The organism is Microbacterium sp. S308A+ (assembly GCF_049800815.1).
In the GTDB taxonomy this organism is placed as follows: domain Bacteria; phylum Actinomycetota; class Actinomycetes; order Actinomycetales; family Microbacteriaceae; genus Microbacterium.
Genome location: NZ_JBNAFT010000002.1, coordinates 348,689 through 361,613, shown reverse-complemented (window position 1 = coordinate 361,613; position 12,925 = coordinate 348,689). Strand labels below are relative to the sequence as shown.

14 protein-coding genes, 2 tRNA genes and 1 pseudogene are annotated in these 12,925 nt (G+C 70.8%); 5 read left to right on the top strand and 12 right to left on the bottom strand.

Annotation, left to right across the window (positions count from 1 at the left end; genetic code table 11):
* Window positions 1-28: 28 nt before the first annotated feature.
* Together ACP15J_RS07500 and ACP15J_RS07495 are read left to right on the top strand one after the other, a co-directional pair.
* Window positions 29-1,102, top strand: a pseudogene (locus tag ACP15J_RS07500) (CaiB/BaiF CoA transferase family protein); the annotation flags it as partial.
* A gap of 143 nt (window positions 1,103-1,245) precedes the next feature.
* Window positions 1,246-1,470 carry a hypothetical protein gene (locus ACP15J_RS07495; RefSeq protein WP_424936387.1) on the top strand — a complete coding sequence of 75 codons (225 nt, stop codon included), beginning with the start codon at window positions 1,246-1,248 and terminating at the stop codon, window positions 1,468-1,470.
* A gap of 81 nt (window positions 1,471-1,551) precedes the next feature.
* Here ACP15J_RS07495 and ACP15J_RS07490 read toward each other — a convergent pair whose 3' ends face one another.
* From ACP15J_RS07490 to ACP15J_RS07470, 5 genes are all read right to left on the bottom strand, one after another.
* Window positions 1,552-2,688 (bottom strand): UDP-N-acetylmuramate dehydrogenase, encoded by a 1,137-nt coding sequence (locus ACP15J_RS07490; protein ID WP_424936386.1) that lies wholly within the window; start codon window positions 2,686-2,688, stop codon window positions 1,552-1,554.
* Between the two features lies 1 nt (window position 2,689).
* Window positions 2,690-3,097, bottom strand: a complete 408-nt coding sequence (locus tag ACP15J_RS07485) for a MaoC/PaaZ C-terminal domain-containing protein (protein ID WP_424936385.1) — start codon at window positions 3,095-3,097, stop codon at window positions 2,690-2,692.
* Window positions 3,097-3,543 carry an FAS1-like dehydratase domain-containing protein gene (locus tag ACP15J_RS07480; RefSeq protein ID WP_424936384.1) on the bottom strand — a complete coding sequence of 149 codons (447 nt, stop codon included), beginning with the start codon at window positions 3,541-3,543 and terminating at the stop codon, window positions 3,097-3,099. The genes ACP15J_RS07485 and ACP15J_RS07480 overlap by 1 nt, the downstream gene beginning before the upstream one ends.
* A 77-nt stretch (window positions 3,544-3,620) precedes the next feature.
* Window positions 3,621-4,400 carry a sulfite exporter TauE/SafE family protein gene (locus ACP15J_RS07475; protein WP_424980911.1) on the bottom strand — a complete coding sequence of 260 codons (780 nt, stop codon included), beginning with the start codon at window positions 4,398-4,400 and terminating at the stop codon, window positions 3,621-3,623.
* Window positions 4,401-4,566: 166 nt separating this feature from the next.
* Window positions 4,567-5,379, bottom strand: coding sequence for a S1 family peptidase (locus ACP15J_RS07470; RefSeq protein ID WP_424936382.1), 813 nt, complete (start codon window positions 5,377-5,379; stop codon window positions 4,567-4,569).
* A 246-nt stretch (window positions 5,380-5,625) separates the two neighbouring features.
* Between ACP15J_RS07470 and ACP15J_RS07465 the strand changes: the two genes are divergently transcribed.
* Both ACP15J_RS07465 and ACP15J_RS07460 read left to right on the top strand, forming a co-directional pair.
* The gene (locus ACP15J_RS07465) at window positions 5,626-6,141 is read left to right on the top strand and encodes a hypothetical protein (RefSeq protein ID WP_424936381.1); all 516 of its coding nucleotides are present in this window, start codon (window positions 5,626-5,628) and stop codon (window positions 6,139-6,141) included.
* 55 nt (window positions 6,142-6,196) lie between these two features.
* Window positions 6,197-6,496 carry a DUF2277 domain-containing protein gene (locus ACP15J_RS07460; protein WP_197220486.1) on the top strand — a complete coding sequence of 100 codons (300 nt, stop codon included), beginning with the start codon at window positions 6,197-6,199 and terminating at the stop codon, window positions 6,494-6,496.
* A 103-nt stretch (window positions 6,497-6,599) separates the two neighbouring features.
* On the opposite strand, the gene ACP15J_RS07455 is transcribed toward ACP15J_RS07460, so the two are convergent.
* From ACP15J_RS07455 to ACP15J_RS07425, 7 genes are all read right to left on the bottom strand, one after another.
* Window positions 6,600-6,673, bottom strand: a tRNA-Met gene (locus ACP15J_RS07455).
* A gap of 29 nt (window positions 6,674-6,702) precedes the next feature.
* Window positions 6,703-6,774, bottom strand: a tRNA-Thr gene (locus ACP15J_RS07450).
* A 61-nt stretch (window positions 6,775-6,835) separates the two neighbouring features.
* Window positions 6,836-8,116 carry a peptidoglycan DD-metalloendopeptidase family protein gene (locus tag ACP15J_RS07445; protein WP_424936380.1) on the bottom strand — a complete coding sequence of 427 codons (1,281 nt, stop codon included), beginning with the start codon at window positions 8,114-8,116 and terminating at the stop codon, window positions 6,836-6,838.
* A 144-nt stretch (window positions 8,117-8,260) separates the two neighbouring features.
* Complete coding sequence (locus ACP15J_RS07440) at window positions 8,261-9,058, bottom strand: inositol monophosphatase family protein (RefSeq protein WP_424936379.1); 798 nt, start codon at window positions 9,056-9,058, stop codon at window positions 8,261-8,263.
* On the bottom strand, window positions 9,055-10,044 hold the full coding sequence (locus ACP15J_RS07435; protein ID WP_424936378.1) for a hypothetical protein: 990 nt from the start codon (window positions 10,042-10,044) through the stop codon (window positions 9,055-9,057). The genes ACP15J_RS07440 and ACP15J_RS07435 overlap by 4 nt, the downstream gene beginning before the upstream one ends.
* 114 nt (window positions 10,045-10,158) lie before the next feature.
* On the bottom strand, window positions 10,159-10,956 hold the full coding sequence (locus ACP15J_RS07430; RefSeq protein WP_424936377.1) for an enoyl-CoA hydratase/isomerase family protein: 798 nt from the start codon (window positions 10,954-10,956) through the stop codon (window positions 10,159-10,161).
* Window positions 10,957-11,063: 107 nt separating this feature from the next.
* Window positions 11,064-11,555, bottom strand: coding sequence for an FBP domain-containing protein (locus tag ACP15J_RS07425; protein ID WP_424936376.1), 492 nt, complete (start codon window positions 11,553-11,555; stop codon window positions 11,064-11,066).
* A gap of 105 nt (window positions 11,556-11,660) precedes the next feature.
* Here ACP15J_RS07425 and ACP15J_RS07420 point away from each other — a divergent pair, with 105 nt between their 5' ends.
* On the top strand, window positions 11,661-12,833 hold the full coding sequence (locus tag ACP15J_RS07420) for a hypothetical protein (protein ID WP_424936375.1): 1,173 nt from the start codon (window positions 11,661-11,663) through the stop codon (window positions 12,831-12,833).
* Window positions 12,834-12,925: the final 92 nt, after the last annotated feature.

Here is a 12,925-nt window from a genome sequence, read left to right as displayed (position 1 = left end):
CTGTGGGCGGACGTGGCTATCATGACGCGTGTTCGAGAGCCCTGATCTGGAAGGCGTTCCATCGCCGTCCCCGCTCGCCGGCGTCCGCGTGCTCGACGTCTCGACGCTGTTCGCCGGTCCGCTGGCCGCGACCTTCCTCGGCGATTTCGGCGCCGACGTGGTGAAGGTGGAGCACCCTTCTCGCCCCGACGCCTCGCGCGGACACGGCCCGCAGAAGGAGGGCGTCAACCTCTGGCGGAAGACGCTCGGCCGCAACAAGCGCACCGTCACGATCGATCTCGGGCAGCCTGCCGGCGCCGAGCTGCTCCTGCGCCTGGTCGCCGAGGCGGACGTGATGATCGAGAACTTCCGCCCCGGCACGCTGGAGCGCTGAGGACTGGCGCCGGAGCGGCTGCTCGAGGCCAACCCACGGCTGGTCCTTGCCCGCGTGACCGCGTTCGGGCAGTTCGGCCCCTACGCCTCCCGCCCCGGGTTCGGCAGCCTCGCCGAGGCGATGAGCGGGTTCGCCGCCCTCACCGGCGCGCCGGACGGGCCGCCGACCCTGCCCCCGTTCGGCCTGGCCGACGGGATCGCCGCGCTCGCGACCGCGTTCGCGGTGATGACGGCGCTCCGATCCGTCGACCGCGACGGATCGGGGCAGGTGGTCGACATGGCCATCATCGAGCCGATCCTCATGCTTCTCGGAGGGCAGATCACGGCGTGGGACCAGCTCGGCATCGTCCAGCCGCGCACCGGCAACCGATCGGTCAACAACGCCCCTCGCAACGTCTACCGCTCGCGCGACGGGGTGTGGCTGGCCGTCTCGACGAGCTCTCAGTCGATCGCGGAGCGGGTGATGACCCTGGTCGGCCGGGCGGACCTCCTCGACGAGCCATGGTTCACGTCGGGGCACGATCGGGCGCGGCACGCCGACGAGCTCGACGCGGCGGTCCAGAGCTGGATCGGAGGGCACGACGCCGACGAGGTCGTCGCCCGGTTCGAAGAGGCCTCGGCCGCGATCGCACCCGTCTACGACGTGCGCGGGGTGGTCGCCGACCCCCAGTACCAAGCGCTCGGCACCGTGGTGCGCGTCGACGACAACGAACTGGGATCCGTCGCGATGCAGAACATCCTCTTCCGCCTCTCGCGCACACCAGGGGGGATCCGCTGGACGGGCCCCTCGATCGCGCCCGACGGCTCAGCATCGGGGTCGGCGACTGGATCTACAGCTACCCGATCGCCGCGCCCGAGACCTTCGGGTTCCTGGTGGCCCACGTCTCACACGCGACGAGCGCCGACGACCTGCTCCTCGGTGCCCTCGCGCAGCCGCGGAACGCCGCGTCCCTCCCCGCGCTCGCCGGGGCGGCGGCCGCGGCGATGTTCGGCGAGGGATGGATCCCCGAGGGAATCACCTCATCGGAGCCGCGCCTCACCGGCCTCGCGATCCCTTCCTTCGCCGGCCGCGCGGTCACCGAGGTCGTCGGCGGCTGACGGTTTCGGGGCGGCCGCGTCCTCATCCGCCGCGGCCGTCCCGACCTGCGCACGGACCGCTGTCCCGCAGGTCGTCCGCGCCTACAGCTCGACGTCTACCAGCACCGGCTCCGGCTGCAGCAGCAGGCCGAACTCCGCGTGCACGCGGCTCTGGACGAATCGTGCGAGCTCGGCGACCTCCCCTGCCGAGGCTCCGCCGCGATTGGTGAGCGCGAGCGCATGCTTGGTCGAGACCCCGGCACGCGACCGTGGCAGCCGGAACCCCTTGCCTATGCCGGAGTGCTCGATGAGCCAGGCAGCGCTGACCTTGACGTCCGAGGATGCGCGCCGCGGGACCGGGACGAGCCCGTCATACGACTCCAGCGGGATGACCGTGACGGTGTCGAGGTCGGGAGCCACCGGCCACCGGGGGCATTCCGGCGGCAGCGACCGGGCCACCGCCTCGGGGACGATCGCGTTCTGGAAGAACGACCCCGCGCCGTGGGTGTCGGCGTCGGCAGGGTCGAAGATCATGCCCTTGGCGGACCGCGTCGCCAGGATCCGCTCCCGCACCCAGGCGAGAGGCACCGGATCGTCGTTCGCGAGGCCGAGAGCGCGACGGAGCTGCTCCCCCCGCACGAGACGCCCTCCCTCGCCCACCTCGGCGAGGTCGAGCGTGACCGACAGGATCACCGCACGCCGCTGGGGCACCGACCCGTAATGGTGCTTGAGCACGGACGTGCGGAAGCCAAGTCCGAGGTCGACGGCGGGGACCGTCACAGGGGCCGGAGCGCCTTCGTCGATCAGCTCGACCTCGACCAGCGTCTCCTGGATCTCCTGACCGTAGGCGCCGACGTTCTGCACCGGCGCTGCGCCGACCGTCCCGGGTATCCCGGACATGCCCTCGATCCCGGCGAGGCCGTGCTCGACGGCGTACGCGACGAGCGCGTCCCAGTCGTGGCCCGCCTGCACGCGCAGCCGGACGCGGCCGGGGTGCGGAGAGGGCAGGGTCTCGATCCCGGACGTGCGGATGCGCACGACCGTGCCGGCGAAAGACTCGTCGCCGGCGAAGAGGTTGGAACCGCCGCCGAGCACGAACCACTCCTCGCCGCGCTCCCAGACGTCGTGGAGCGCGGCGACCAGCTCGTCGGTCGTCTCGGCGTCGATCATGCGCGCGGGGGCCGCGCCGGTCTGGAGCGTCGTCAGCTCGGCGAGCCGGATCGGGTCGATCTCGCCCATGTCAGAGCGAGTCCGCCGCGACACGCAGCTGGGCCTTAACGAGCACTGTCGTCCCGGCGTGCTTCACCGTGAGGTCTATGCGCACAGACTCGTCGTCCACCGCCCCGACCTTCGCCGAGACCTCGACGTCCGCCCCCGCGTCGGGATCGATGACGACCGGCTTGGTGAACCGGACGCCGTAATCGATCAGACGCGCGGTGCCGGGGAGCGCCGAGACGACGACGGACGAGGCGAGCCCCATCGTCAGCATCCCGTGGGCGAGCACGCCGGGAAGGCCGACCGCGGCCGCGACGTCGTCGCGATAGTGGATGGGGTTGAAGTCCCCCGAGGCCCCCGCGTAGCGGACGAGCGACTCACGGGTGAGGTGGATCGTCCGCTCGGCCACGACGTCTCCCAGGCTGTACGACATCACTCCCCCTCTCCGACCAGCAGCACCGAGGTGGCTGTCACGACGTGGTCTCCGGCACCATCGGTGATCTCCGCCTCGCTCGTGACCATGGCGTTCCCGCCGAGGGCGCGGATCCCCGTGACCCGGAGCTGTGCGCGCAGCTCGTCTCCGGCGACGATCGGCCGCGTGTAGGCGAACCGCTGCTCCGCGTGGATGGTCCGGGCCAGGACGATCCCGGAGTCCGGCTCGCCGAGGAGCTGCTGCAGGGTGAGGTCCTGGACCACCATCGCGAAGGTGGGTGGCGCCACGACGTCCGCGTAGCCGAGCGCCCGTGCGGCCTCGACGTCGGAGTGCTGCGGGGCGTCGGCGAGGACGGCGCGCGCGAACTCGCGCACCTTCTCCCGTCCGACGAGGTAAGGCGCGGTCTGCGCGAATGCGCGGCCGACGAGCTCGGGGTTCACTGGCACCCCTCGATCCTATCGAGGCGCCGTCCCGTCCCTTCGATCCGCCCGGCCGATATCCGCCATGCCGCCGTGCCGAGGGATCAGTCCCGACGCTTGCGGCTCCGGATCGCCTTGACCGCCATCTGCGCCGCGATGACGACGAGGTACGCGGCGAAGAGGACGTTGGCTAGGAAGGGATCGATGAGTGTCGCGAGCCAGGCGCCGAGCGCCGTTGTGGTGCACGCGGAGACGCCGATGATCCCCGCCGCGAGCAGGTCGACGTTGCGGTGGCGGATGTTGCCGATCGTCCCGGAAAGCGCTGTCGGGATCATCATCAGGAGCGAGGTCCCCTTGGCGACGAGATCGCTGGTCCCGAACGCGAGCATCAGGACAGGCACCACGATCACCCCGCCGCCGACGCCGATCAGTCCCGCGAGCACGCCGGTGAACAGGCCGACGACGCCGAGGAGCGGCCCGGTCAGCCAGGTCAGATGCAGGACCGCGTCCCGGGAGGGGATCACGAGGAAGAGGCTCACGATCACGACCACGAGGAAGCCGACGAAGCACCAGCGCAGAACGGTCTGCGAGATGCGCGGGAGCAGACGGGTGCCGATCTGCGCGCCGATCACGGCTCCGACGGCGAGGATGAGCGCGGGGATCCAGGCGACGGAGCCGGATGCGGCGTAGGAGATGACGCCGATGCTCGCGGTCGGGACGATCGCGGCGAGAGACGTGCCCGCGGCGAGGCGCTGGTCGAATCCGAGCACGAGCACGAGCAGCGGGACGATGACGGTGCCGCCGCCGACCCCGAAGAGACCAGAGAGGAGGCCGGCCACGAGGCCCGTCCCGACGAAGGCCGCGTAGGCGCGCGGGCTTCGCATCCTCTCGACGACGCCTTCGCCCACGCTCTCTCCTGTCTGCCACGCGCCCAGGCGCAGCGCGACCCAGCCTACTCTCGCGCACGGATCGTCCGTCCTCTGGGCGTCCTGCGCCGGATGCGGCTCGCGCGACCGATGCCTCGGCACCCGGCTGGTCCCGCCCCTCAGGTCACGCGGTCGGCTCGGAGAGATCCGGCTTCCAGGAACGGACGTCGGGAGAGAGGAGAGAGGTGAAGCCACCCAGTCCCGGTGTCTCGCCGCTGCTGGACACGATCCCGATCTGCGTCACCGTGCCGCCGTCGTCGACGAGGAGCGGTCCGCCGCTGTCGCCGAAGCTCACCCCCTTCCCTGCGCCGCCGGCACACAGCCGCAAGGCGGACTCGTGCCACAGCTCCGCCGCACACCTCTTCGCCGGCTGGAGGGGCAGGTCTGCACCCTGAAGTCGGTCGGGGAGCGGGGTGGGATCGGCCTCGGTGTAGCCCCATCCCACGATGGTCGCCATGCGGCCCGGCGCCGCGAGCGGCGAACGCGCGTCGGGGGCAGGGAGGGCGACCGGCGCGATGTCGGTCACGGGCTCCGTCAACGAGAGATAGGCGATGTCGTAGGAGCGGTTCCGGTCATATCGTGGATCGATGGCGATCGCGGCAATCCCTCTCTCCTCGCCCCGTCCGACGTCGGACAGGCTGACCCGCCCGATCGCGGCCTGGAGCTGAGCGGGACGGAACTCCTGTTTCTGCTCGTCGAAGACGCAATGAGCCGCGGTGACGAGCGTCGTGGGTGAGACCAGCGTCGCGCCGCAATGGTGCTTCCCGCTCGCTGCCAGCTGCAGCGAGGCCTGGAACGGGTATGCGTCCTGAGGCACATCGTGTCCGCCGACGATGAGTTTCGCGGAGGCGGCCTCCGCCGCCATCGTCCCGGGCGCGGCCGCGACGAGACCCGCCGTGACCAGCAGCGCGAGGGCGATCCCCTGCATGTTCTTCATGGCTGCTCCTTTCGTCATGCACTCCCGTGAGAGTGGTCCCGCCCGCTCCTCGCCGACTGAGGTTCACGGAGACCGAGGAGACGACGATGCTCCTCCCAACGGGAAGCGCGCTGACCGTCTCCTCCACGAACGGTGGGAGAACCCGTCCGCGCGCCAGGAGGAGCCGCCGGCCCGTCTCCAGAGCGCCGACTGCCGCGTGACGGATTCCCCCTCGCCCCCGACGTATCTGCGACATAGGGGGGGCACATGCATGATTGGCTCGCATCGCACGGGGGCGGAGCGCTCGATGTGCTGTGGGATCTCATCGCCGTCGTCGGAGTGCCGATCGCCGCCGCCGCGGTGGCCGCCTACTTCGTCGTCCGTCAGATGCGCCAGAGCGAGAAGCACCGCCGCGAGGACCGCCAAGCCGAGGCGATCATCGAACTCTGCAAGCTCCTCACCTCCGAGGCCGCGGCGGGGCTCGACATCGAAGTCGCCAGATATCCAGCCCTCAACGGCCTCCGCCGGAACGAGCACTATGTCAGGGCGGTCGCCCTGCTCGACCACGAGGACATGCCCGTGGTGCACTGGGTGGCCACGCAACGTGAGGAGATCCACCGCCTCTTCTTCGTCGCCGTCGAGGCCAAAGAGATCGCCCAGGCCGAGGTCGACCCAGCACGCGAGCAGATGCTCGAGATCGCGGCGCATGCGATGGAGCGGCTTCTCGAATGGCAGCGTGGAGACATCCCCACGCGATGGTTCAGGGGGCAGACGAGCAGCTGAGGCGTGCCGCCGCCCGTGGTGGCGTTCCCCCGGAAGCAGGGCTATCGTCGGCGGCATGTGCCGGAACATCCGCTGTCTCCACAACTTCGAGCCGCCCACGACCGACGACGAGGTCAGGGAGGCCGCCCTCCAGTTCGTCCGGAAGGTCAGCGGGTCGACCCGCCCCTCCCGCGCGAACACTCCGGCGTTCGAGCAGGCGATCGACGAGATCGCCCAGGCCACCCGCCGGATGCTGGACCAGCTCGTGACGAACGCTCCGCCGAAGAACCGGGAGGCCGAGGCGCTCAAAGGCAGGCAGCGCCATGAGAAGCGTATGGAGCGCGAGGTGAGGATCCGCACCGCCTCAGCTTCGTGACGAGGTCTCGGTACGCCGGGCGAGGAGCCTTGCTCGCCGCGCGGATCGCGGCGAGCAATCCTCTGCCCTGAAAGGAGAAGCCCCGGATATCCGGGGCTGTCTGTAGCAGGAGCGGGGCTTGAACCCGCGACCTCACGATTATGAGTCGTGCGCTCTCACCAACTGAGCTACCCTGCCGCACGGCATCCGGCGGACCGGATGTTGCGAGCCCCGAGTCAGGATTGAACTGACGACCCCTTCCTTACCATGGAAGTGCTCTGCCACTGAGCTATCGGGGCATGCCGCCCTCGCGGGCAACCAGACGAGAATACCATTCCTGGCGCTCTCGCCGAAATCGGGTCAACGCCGCCCCGCATGCGCGAGCAGCCACGGCAGAGGGTCGATCTTCGTGCCGTCGACGATGAGCTCGAAGTGCAAGTGCGGGCCGAAGGAGTGACCGGTGTCCCCCGTGCGCCCCACGGGATCGCCGACCTTGACCGTGTCGCCCGTCTTCACCCTCAACGACCCGTACTGCATGTGCGCGTAGTGGCTGGTGACGAGTTTCCCGTCGATGAGATGATCGATGTAGACGCCGACCCCGTAGCCGCCATCGCTCTCGGACGCCAGGCGCACCGTTCCGTCGGCGATCGCCTGGATGGGGGCGCCATTGCCCGGCACGAGGTCGATGCCTTCGTGCATCACACCGTCACGCATTCCGAAGGGCGAGCTCATCGCGACCCCGACGACGTACGGCCATTGGATCTTCGCCGCCCTGTCGTTCGTGTAGAGCGAGTCCGAGAAGCGGATTCCCGACTCTGCAGCGACCTGCGCCTGGGAGACGGCGGTGAAGCCCTCGGCGCCGGAGAGCGTGGCGCGCGGCACATCGGTCCCGGAGACGAAGGCCTGGATGCCGTCTCTCGACCCTCGGTCCACCGGCTTGCCCTCCGCCGTCACCAGCGATGCCGCTGTCGACTCTGCCGAGGCTCCGGCGATCGCCTGCGTCGGGAGGACCGTCGCGATCGCGAGCAGCGCTGCGAACCCCATGGCTCCTGCCGGCACGCCCACAGCAGAGATCCGCCGGAAGGACCACCGCATGCGCCGTCGGGCGATGGCTGGGCGGACCGGTCTGGCAGCGGGAGAAGAAGAGACTCGCGTGCCGCTCGCTGACACCGCGGCGGCAGCGCCCTGGATCGTCTCGTCGGAGGCGACCGCGGGAAGCGATCCCGATACCCCGGAATCCGGGAACGACGACTCGATCCCTCCAGCCTCGTCGCGGTCATGCGAAAGGCGACGGCGGAGCACGTTCTCCGTCGCGATCTGCTCCGACTCGCCCGCGATCAGGCGCGCCGCGAGCTCCCGGGCGGCAGCGACGGTCAGCGTCACCGTCTCCGGGCCGGAGGACGAGGGAGACGGAGCGACGGCCGCGGGGAGAGCAGAGGTGGGCGCAGCGGAGAAGGGACGTGAGGACGGAGCGGCCTGTCCGGAGCCGGGGCGACCGGCGCGGGAACGCAGAGCCCCGGGACCGTGGGCAGACGGCAGCACTGCACGCTCGACCGGACCCCCGCCACGGGCCGACAGCGCCGCTTGACGGAGCGAGCGACGGGTCGGCGCAGGCTCGGGCGCAGGGGGGTCAAGAGTCAAGGGGTCACTCCTGGATCAGCCGCGGGGACGGCTCTCGGGTTTCCGACTCCCCCGCCGTCGGGTATGACGGGAGAGCGATCGAGAAAACCTTACAAGGAGCGGAGAGGATTCGCCATGGTCGTCTTCGCACGCTGTCGCGGGGCCTCAACGGACGCCACGGATGCGCAGGACCAGTTCGTCGACCAGGCCCACCGACCCCGCGACGGTCATCGCCCGCGATGTTCCCGTCGGATCCGGTCGCCGCACTGCTCCCCCCGCCTCCTGGACGAGCAGCATGCCCGCGGCGAGATCCCACGGCTTCAGGCCTCGTTCGAAGTAGCCGTCGAGACGCCCGGCGGCGACATAGCTGAGATCGATGGCGGCTGCTCCGATCCGACGGAGGTCGCGGGCCAGAGGCATCACGCGACGCACCGTGTCGAGGTCTCCGTCGTGGGTCGTGGGGTCGTATCCGAATCCGGTCGCGATCAACGCCCCCGCTGGCCCTGGCTCCGAGACTCGCAACCTGCTCGTCCCCAGCCATGCTCCCTCACCACGCGCCGCGGTGAACAGCTCGCCCAGGACGGGAGCGAACACCGCACCCGCGACCCCGTTCCAGGTCTCGGGCGTGACCTGCCCCTCGACCGCGCCGATGCTGACGCAGTATGACGGGAAACCGCCGGCATAGTTGACGGTGCCGTCGATCGGATCGACGACCCAGGTCAGCCCTGAGGTGCCGTCCTGCGTTCCCGACTCCTCGCCGAGGAAACCGTCATCAGGGCGTTCCTCGGCAAGGCGCGCCCTGATGAGCGCCTCGACCTCGCGATCGGCCTCGGTCACGATGTCGGCGAGCGAGCTCTTGGTCGCAGCGACCGCCACGCCCTCGCTTCTCCGCTGACGCGCCAGCGCGCCTGCCTCCTGCGCGATCTCCGCGGCGAGAAGACGGAGCGCTTCCGCCGAGGTCACGGCTGCGGCCGGGTCGGCGCGGCGGGCGGAGCGGCGGGGAACACAGGCGGCTCTGCGTCGGCCGGCGGCGGGGTGCCCGGGACGATCGAGGCGACCTCGGATGCCGCCGGGGCGCCGGGGCCTCCGAAAGTCGGCGGAAGAGGAATGACGGGAGGCACCGGAGGAACGGGAGGGGAGGGAACGAAGGGAACAGAGACGGCAGCCGCGGCGGCCGCCTCCGCCGTGGGAGCGCCAGCGTAGTACGCGTTCCCGTCGGGCGAGCCATCATGGAGCACCGGGAGCGGCGTGATCCCGTCAGCGTACGTCGGCCAGCCAGGAGTCGGAGGCAAGGCGCCCAGGGAGCGTTTCGGCGCGAAGAGGGCGTTGAGCAGCGGGATGAGCATCGACCCTACGGCGGTAAGGATCGTGAGAGCCACCACGATCCTCCAGTACAGCGCAGAGTAATGGAAGACGTTCGGGAAGGTGAGAAAGAAGACGAGCAACGAGACGAGCAGGCCGAGGAACACGAACGTCGTGTACGCGACGACCCGAGTGAACGTCGTCACATAGCGTTGCGCGGCCCTCCAGAAGATCCGAACGTGCACGACCGCGAGCTGCAGGACGAGAACGGCGAGCAGGAACTGGAAGAACCTCTCGGTCCCGACCACGCCCCGCGTGCCGAAGCCGTTCGGGGCGTCGGCGGGCAGCCAGATCTTCGCCGCACCGACGAGCAGCGCCACGATCCAGGAGACCATGCTCACCACGGCGAGCCAGTCGGGGCGCCGTGGCGCGAGGCTGGCCTCGAGGATGGCGATCCCTCCGAAGCCTGCGAGGAGCAGGATCGTGAGGAAGGCGCGCCCGACGAGATTCTGCTGATCGCCCACGAGCACCCACACGACGCAGACCAAGGCTGCGGCGATGAGCGCGCCGATGGCGATCCAGATGGCTCCGCGCAGCAGCAGGGAGGTGTTCGGCTTCTTGGCCGGCTGCGCCGTGGGCTCCGACATGGCGATCCTCTCGTCCGGAAGTCCTTTCATCCTGGCACGCGCACGCCCGGCGAGGAGAGGTCCCGCCCCGGAATTGTGGACGACGGACGATCCTCGCCGGCCGTGGAGGAGTGCTCAGGCTCCGCGCTTCGCCGACGCCTCTGCGAAAGCCTTCACGCGTACCGTCGCCTCCTCGCGATCGAACGAGGCACCGATCGTCCGTGCCTCCTCCGCCAGCTGCTCCGCGAAGGTGCGATCCGGCTGCGAACGGACAAGGCGCTTCGCCTCGCCATAGGCGCGAAAGGCCCCGGCGAGCCAGAAGCGGGCGACCTCTTCGGCCCGTGCCCGGACCGCGAGAGCGGTAGACGCCGCGTCCTCGCCTGCCACCGCTTCGGCCGCGAGCCCCCATTCGACCGCTTCCCTGGCGTCGAGAAGGCGGTCCTGGAGCACGAGCTGGAGAGCGCGGCGCTCACCGATCGCGCGGGCGAGCTGCGCCGAGACCGACAGGTCGGGTGTGAGACCGATGTTGGCGTACAGACTCCCCAGCCGCGAATCCGCGCCGATCACCGCGTAGTCGCTGCAGAGAAGGATTCCGAGACCACCACCGGCGGTCGTCCCCTGAGCGGCGGCGACCACCGGGACAGAGGACTCCGTCAGCGCACGGATCCCGCGGTTGATCACGCCGGCGAGCTCTGCGATGTCGCCGCCGGAGCCCATCGTCTGCGCCATGTCGAGCACGTCCCCGCCGGCGCAGAAGGCCGGCCCCTCGGCGTCGATGAGGATCGCGCCGACGTCGTCCCGGCCGACCGCCTCCTCGGTGGTCTCCGCCCACGCGTGCGCCAGCTCGGCGTTGAAGGCGTTCAGCCGCCGTGGGCGGTTGAGGGTGAGACGGGCGAGCCCGTCCTCGATGGTGAGGCGGATAGGGGCGGACATCGAAAGCTCCTCGTGCTCGGACGACGCTGGCCGGAGCGCCGCCGGAGACCGCAGGCGCATCCGCGACCAGCCTAGGCGTTCCTCGAGGGCCTCCGCCGCGCCGTTCCTCAGCCTTCGGCGAGGATCGCGTCGACGAAGGCGTTCATGCGCCGTTCCGTGCCGTCCAGGCGACGATCGGCGTGCCGTTCCGCGCGGATCTCACTGGGTGCGAGCGGCGGAGCCAGCCGCACGCTCTCGTGGCAGGAGAGGTCGGCGCACAGGTAGGTGCCCACGCTGGACCCCCGACGCCCGGCCTCACCGGCACGGCGCGCAGCGAAGAGCACCACCTGGTTGCCCGGCTGCATTGTGTGACAGACGTCGCACATCCCCGAACGGGTTCGCCCCGGGTCCGACGCGCGCAACACGACGCCCACCGGACGCTCCTCCCGCTCGACGATGACATAGCCCTGCTTTCCGAGCACCGGATCCCGCCAGGCGAGGAAGTCGAGATAGTCCCATTCGATCAACAGCAGATCGTGCGGCATCGAGACGGCCGCGGCCTCGTCGGGAACCGCGTTCACGAAGGACGCGCGGATCTGATCCTCGGTGAGGGCACGCATCCGCTCAGTCTAGGCACGCCCCCTTGCCGCCTCGAACCCTGCGGCGCACAGGAGCGTCCACAGGCGCGCAGTGGCGTGTCAACGCCGTCGCTCTAGCGTGGCGACGTGCGGCGGTCGGCCGCGGACGACACGGATCGGAGGACGCGCATGGTGGAGCGGATCAACGCCGCGATGCGCACCATCCACACCACGACCGGCCTGCGCCCCGCTCCGCACGTGGCCGCACGGATCACCCGTTTCGCTCGTCACGATCCGGCCGCCGTGCGCGGGATCGCCTCTGTGCTCTCCCGCGAGCAGGTGCTCGGCGACGCCGTGCTGCCCGACCCGCTTCCCGCGCCTCGGGCGATCAGGAAGGCCGTGGAGGGCATCGTCGCCGACCTCGATCCCGCATCGCTTCGGCTGCTGACCGTCGCGGCGCACATGGTCTCGGATCGGACCGACGTGCTGCTCGCCGCCGCGGCCGTCGACATCGCGGTCGTGCTGAGCGATCGCAGCACGGGTGCGCTGGCCTTCTTCGACGGTCGCTTCCGCTTCCGCGACGATCGTCTACGCGCGGTGCTTCTCCAGGAGGAGGACGCGGCGCATCGGAAGGAGGTCCACCGCTCGCTGAGCCGGGCGAGCGCTCTACTCCCGGAACCGCGCATCGCGTCATGGCACGCGCTGCAGAGCGAGGCGCCGAACGCCCCGTCGCCTGCTGCGCTGCTCCCCCTCGCCGAACGGCTGCTGCGCAGCGGCGACCTGCACGGAGCGTTCACGGTGGCGGCCGAGGTCGCGGGGCGCTCATCGGACCACGCCCGCGCCGAGGCGGCGCTGATCGCCGGCCGTGCCGCCTTCGCGCTCGGATGCCTGGATGATGCGACCCGGCTGCTGTCCCGGCGGCGAGCCACGGGTCCTGGGCGAAGACGCTGCTCGACGACGTCGCCCGTATACGAGATCTCGCACACGGACGCGAGACGGATCCGGCCGATCCGAGCGCGCCCGCCCGGGCCATCGCCGCCGCGGCCGCAGGGATCGCGGACGCGCGGGCCATGGACGCGCTCACCCGAGCGGCCGTCGTCGGGGAGGGGAACCCCGAGGAGGCCGACGCGCTCCAGGCGGGCGTCCTCCTGTCCGCGATCCATGCACGGGCGGAGGGCCCATGGCGGCTCTCCGCCGGCCCCCTCTCTCCTCTCATCGAGGCATACGCACGCGCTCGGCACATCGCGGCACAGGAGCGCGACGGCGACTACGACACAGCGGCGCGATCCCTGCGCGACGCGGTGGGACGCCTCCCGATGACGCTGGTCGCCCCCCCCCCCCCCCCCCCCCCCCCCCCCCCCCCGGGGGGGGGGGGGCCCCCCGGGGGGGGGGGGGGGCGGGGGGGCGGCGGC

Bases quoted from the DNA above. Each gene is read 5' to 3' on its own strand.
- ACP15J_RS07490 (WP_424936386.1), bottom strand. From the start codon at position 2,688: ATGGGCGAGATCGACCCGATCCGGCTCGCCGAGCTGACGACGCTCCAG.
- ACP15J_RS07485 (WP_424936385.1), bottom strand. From the start codon at position 3,097: ATGTCGTACAGCCTGGGAGACGTCGTGGCCGAGCGGACGATCCACCTC.
- ACP15J_RS07475 (WP_424980911.1), bottom strand. From the start codon at position 4,400: ATGCGAAGCCCGCGCGCCTACGCGGCCTTCGTCGGGACGGGCCTCGTG.
- ACP15J_RS07425 (WP_424936376.1), bottom strand. From the start codon at position 11,555: ATGCGTGCCCTCACCGAGGATCAGATCCGCGCGTCCTTCGTGAACGCG.
- ACP15J_RS07435 (WP_424936378.1), bottom strand. From the start codon at position 10,044: ATGTCGGAGCCCACGGCGCAGCCGGCCAAGAAGCCGAACACCTCCCTG.
- ACP15J_RS07470 (WP_424936382.1), bottom strand. From the start codon at position 5,379: ATGAAGAACATGCAGGGGATCGCCCTCGCGCTGCTGGTCACGGCGGGT.
- ACP15J_RS07465 (WP_424936381.1), top strand. From the start codon at position 5,626: ATGCATGATTGGCTCGCATCGCACGGGGGCGGAGCGCTCGATGTGCTG.
- ACP15J_RS07430 (WP_424936377.1), bottom strand. From the start codon at position 10,956: ATGTCCGCCCCTATCCGCCTCACCATCGAGGACGGGCTCGCCCGTCTC.
- ACP15J_RS07460 (WP_197220486.1), top strand. From the start codon at position 6,197: ATGTGCCGGAACATCCGCTGTCTCCACAACTTCGAGCCGCCCACGACC.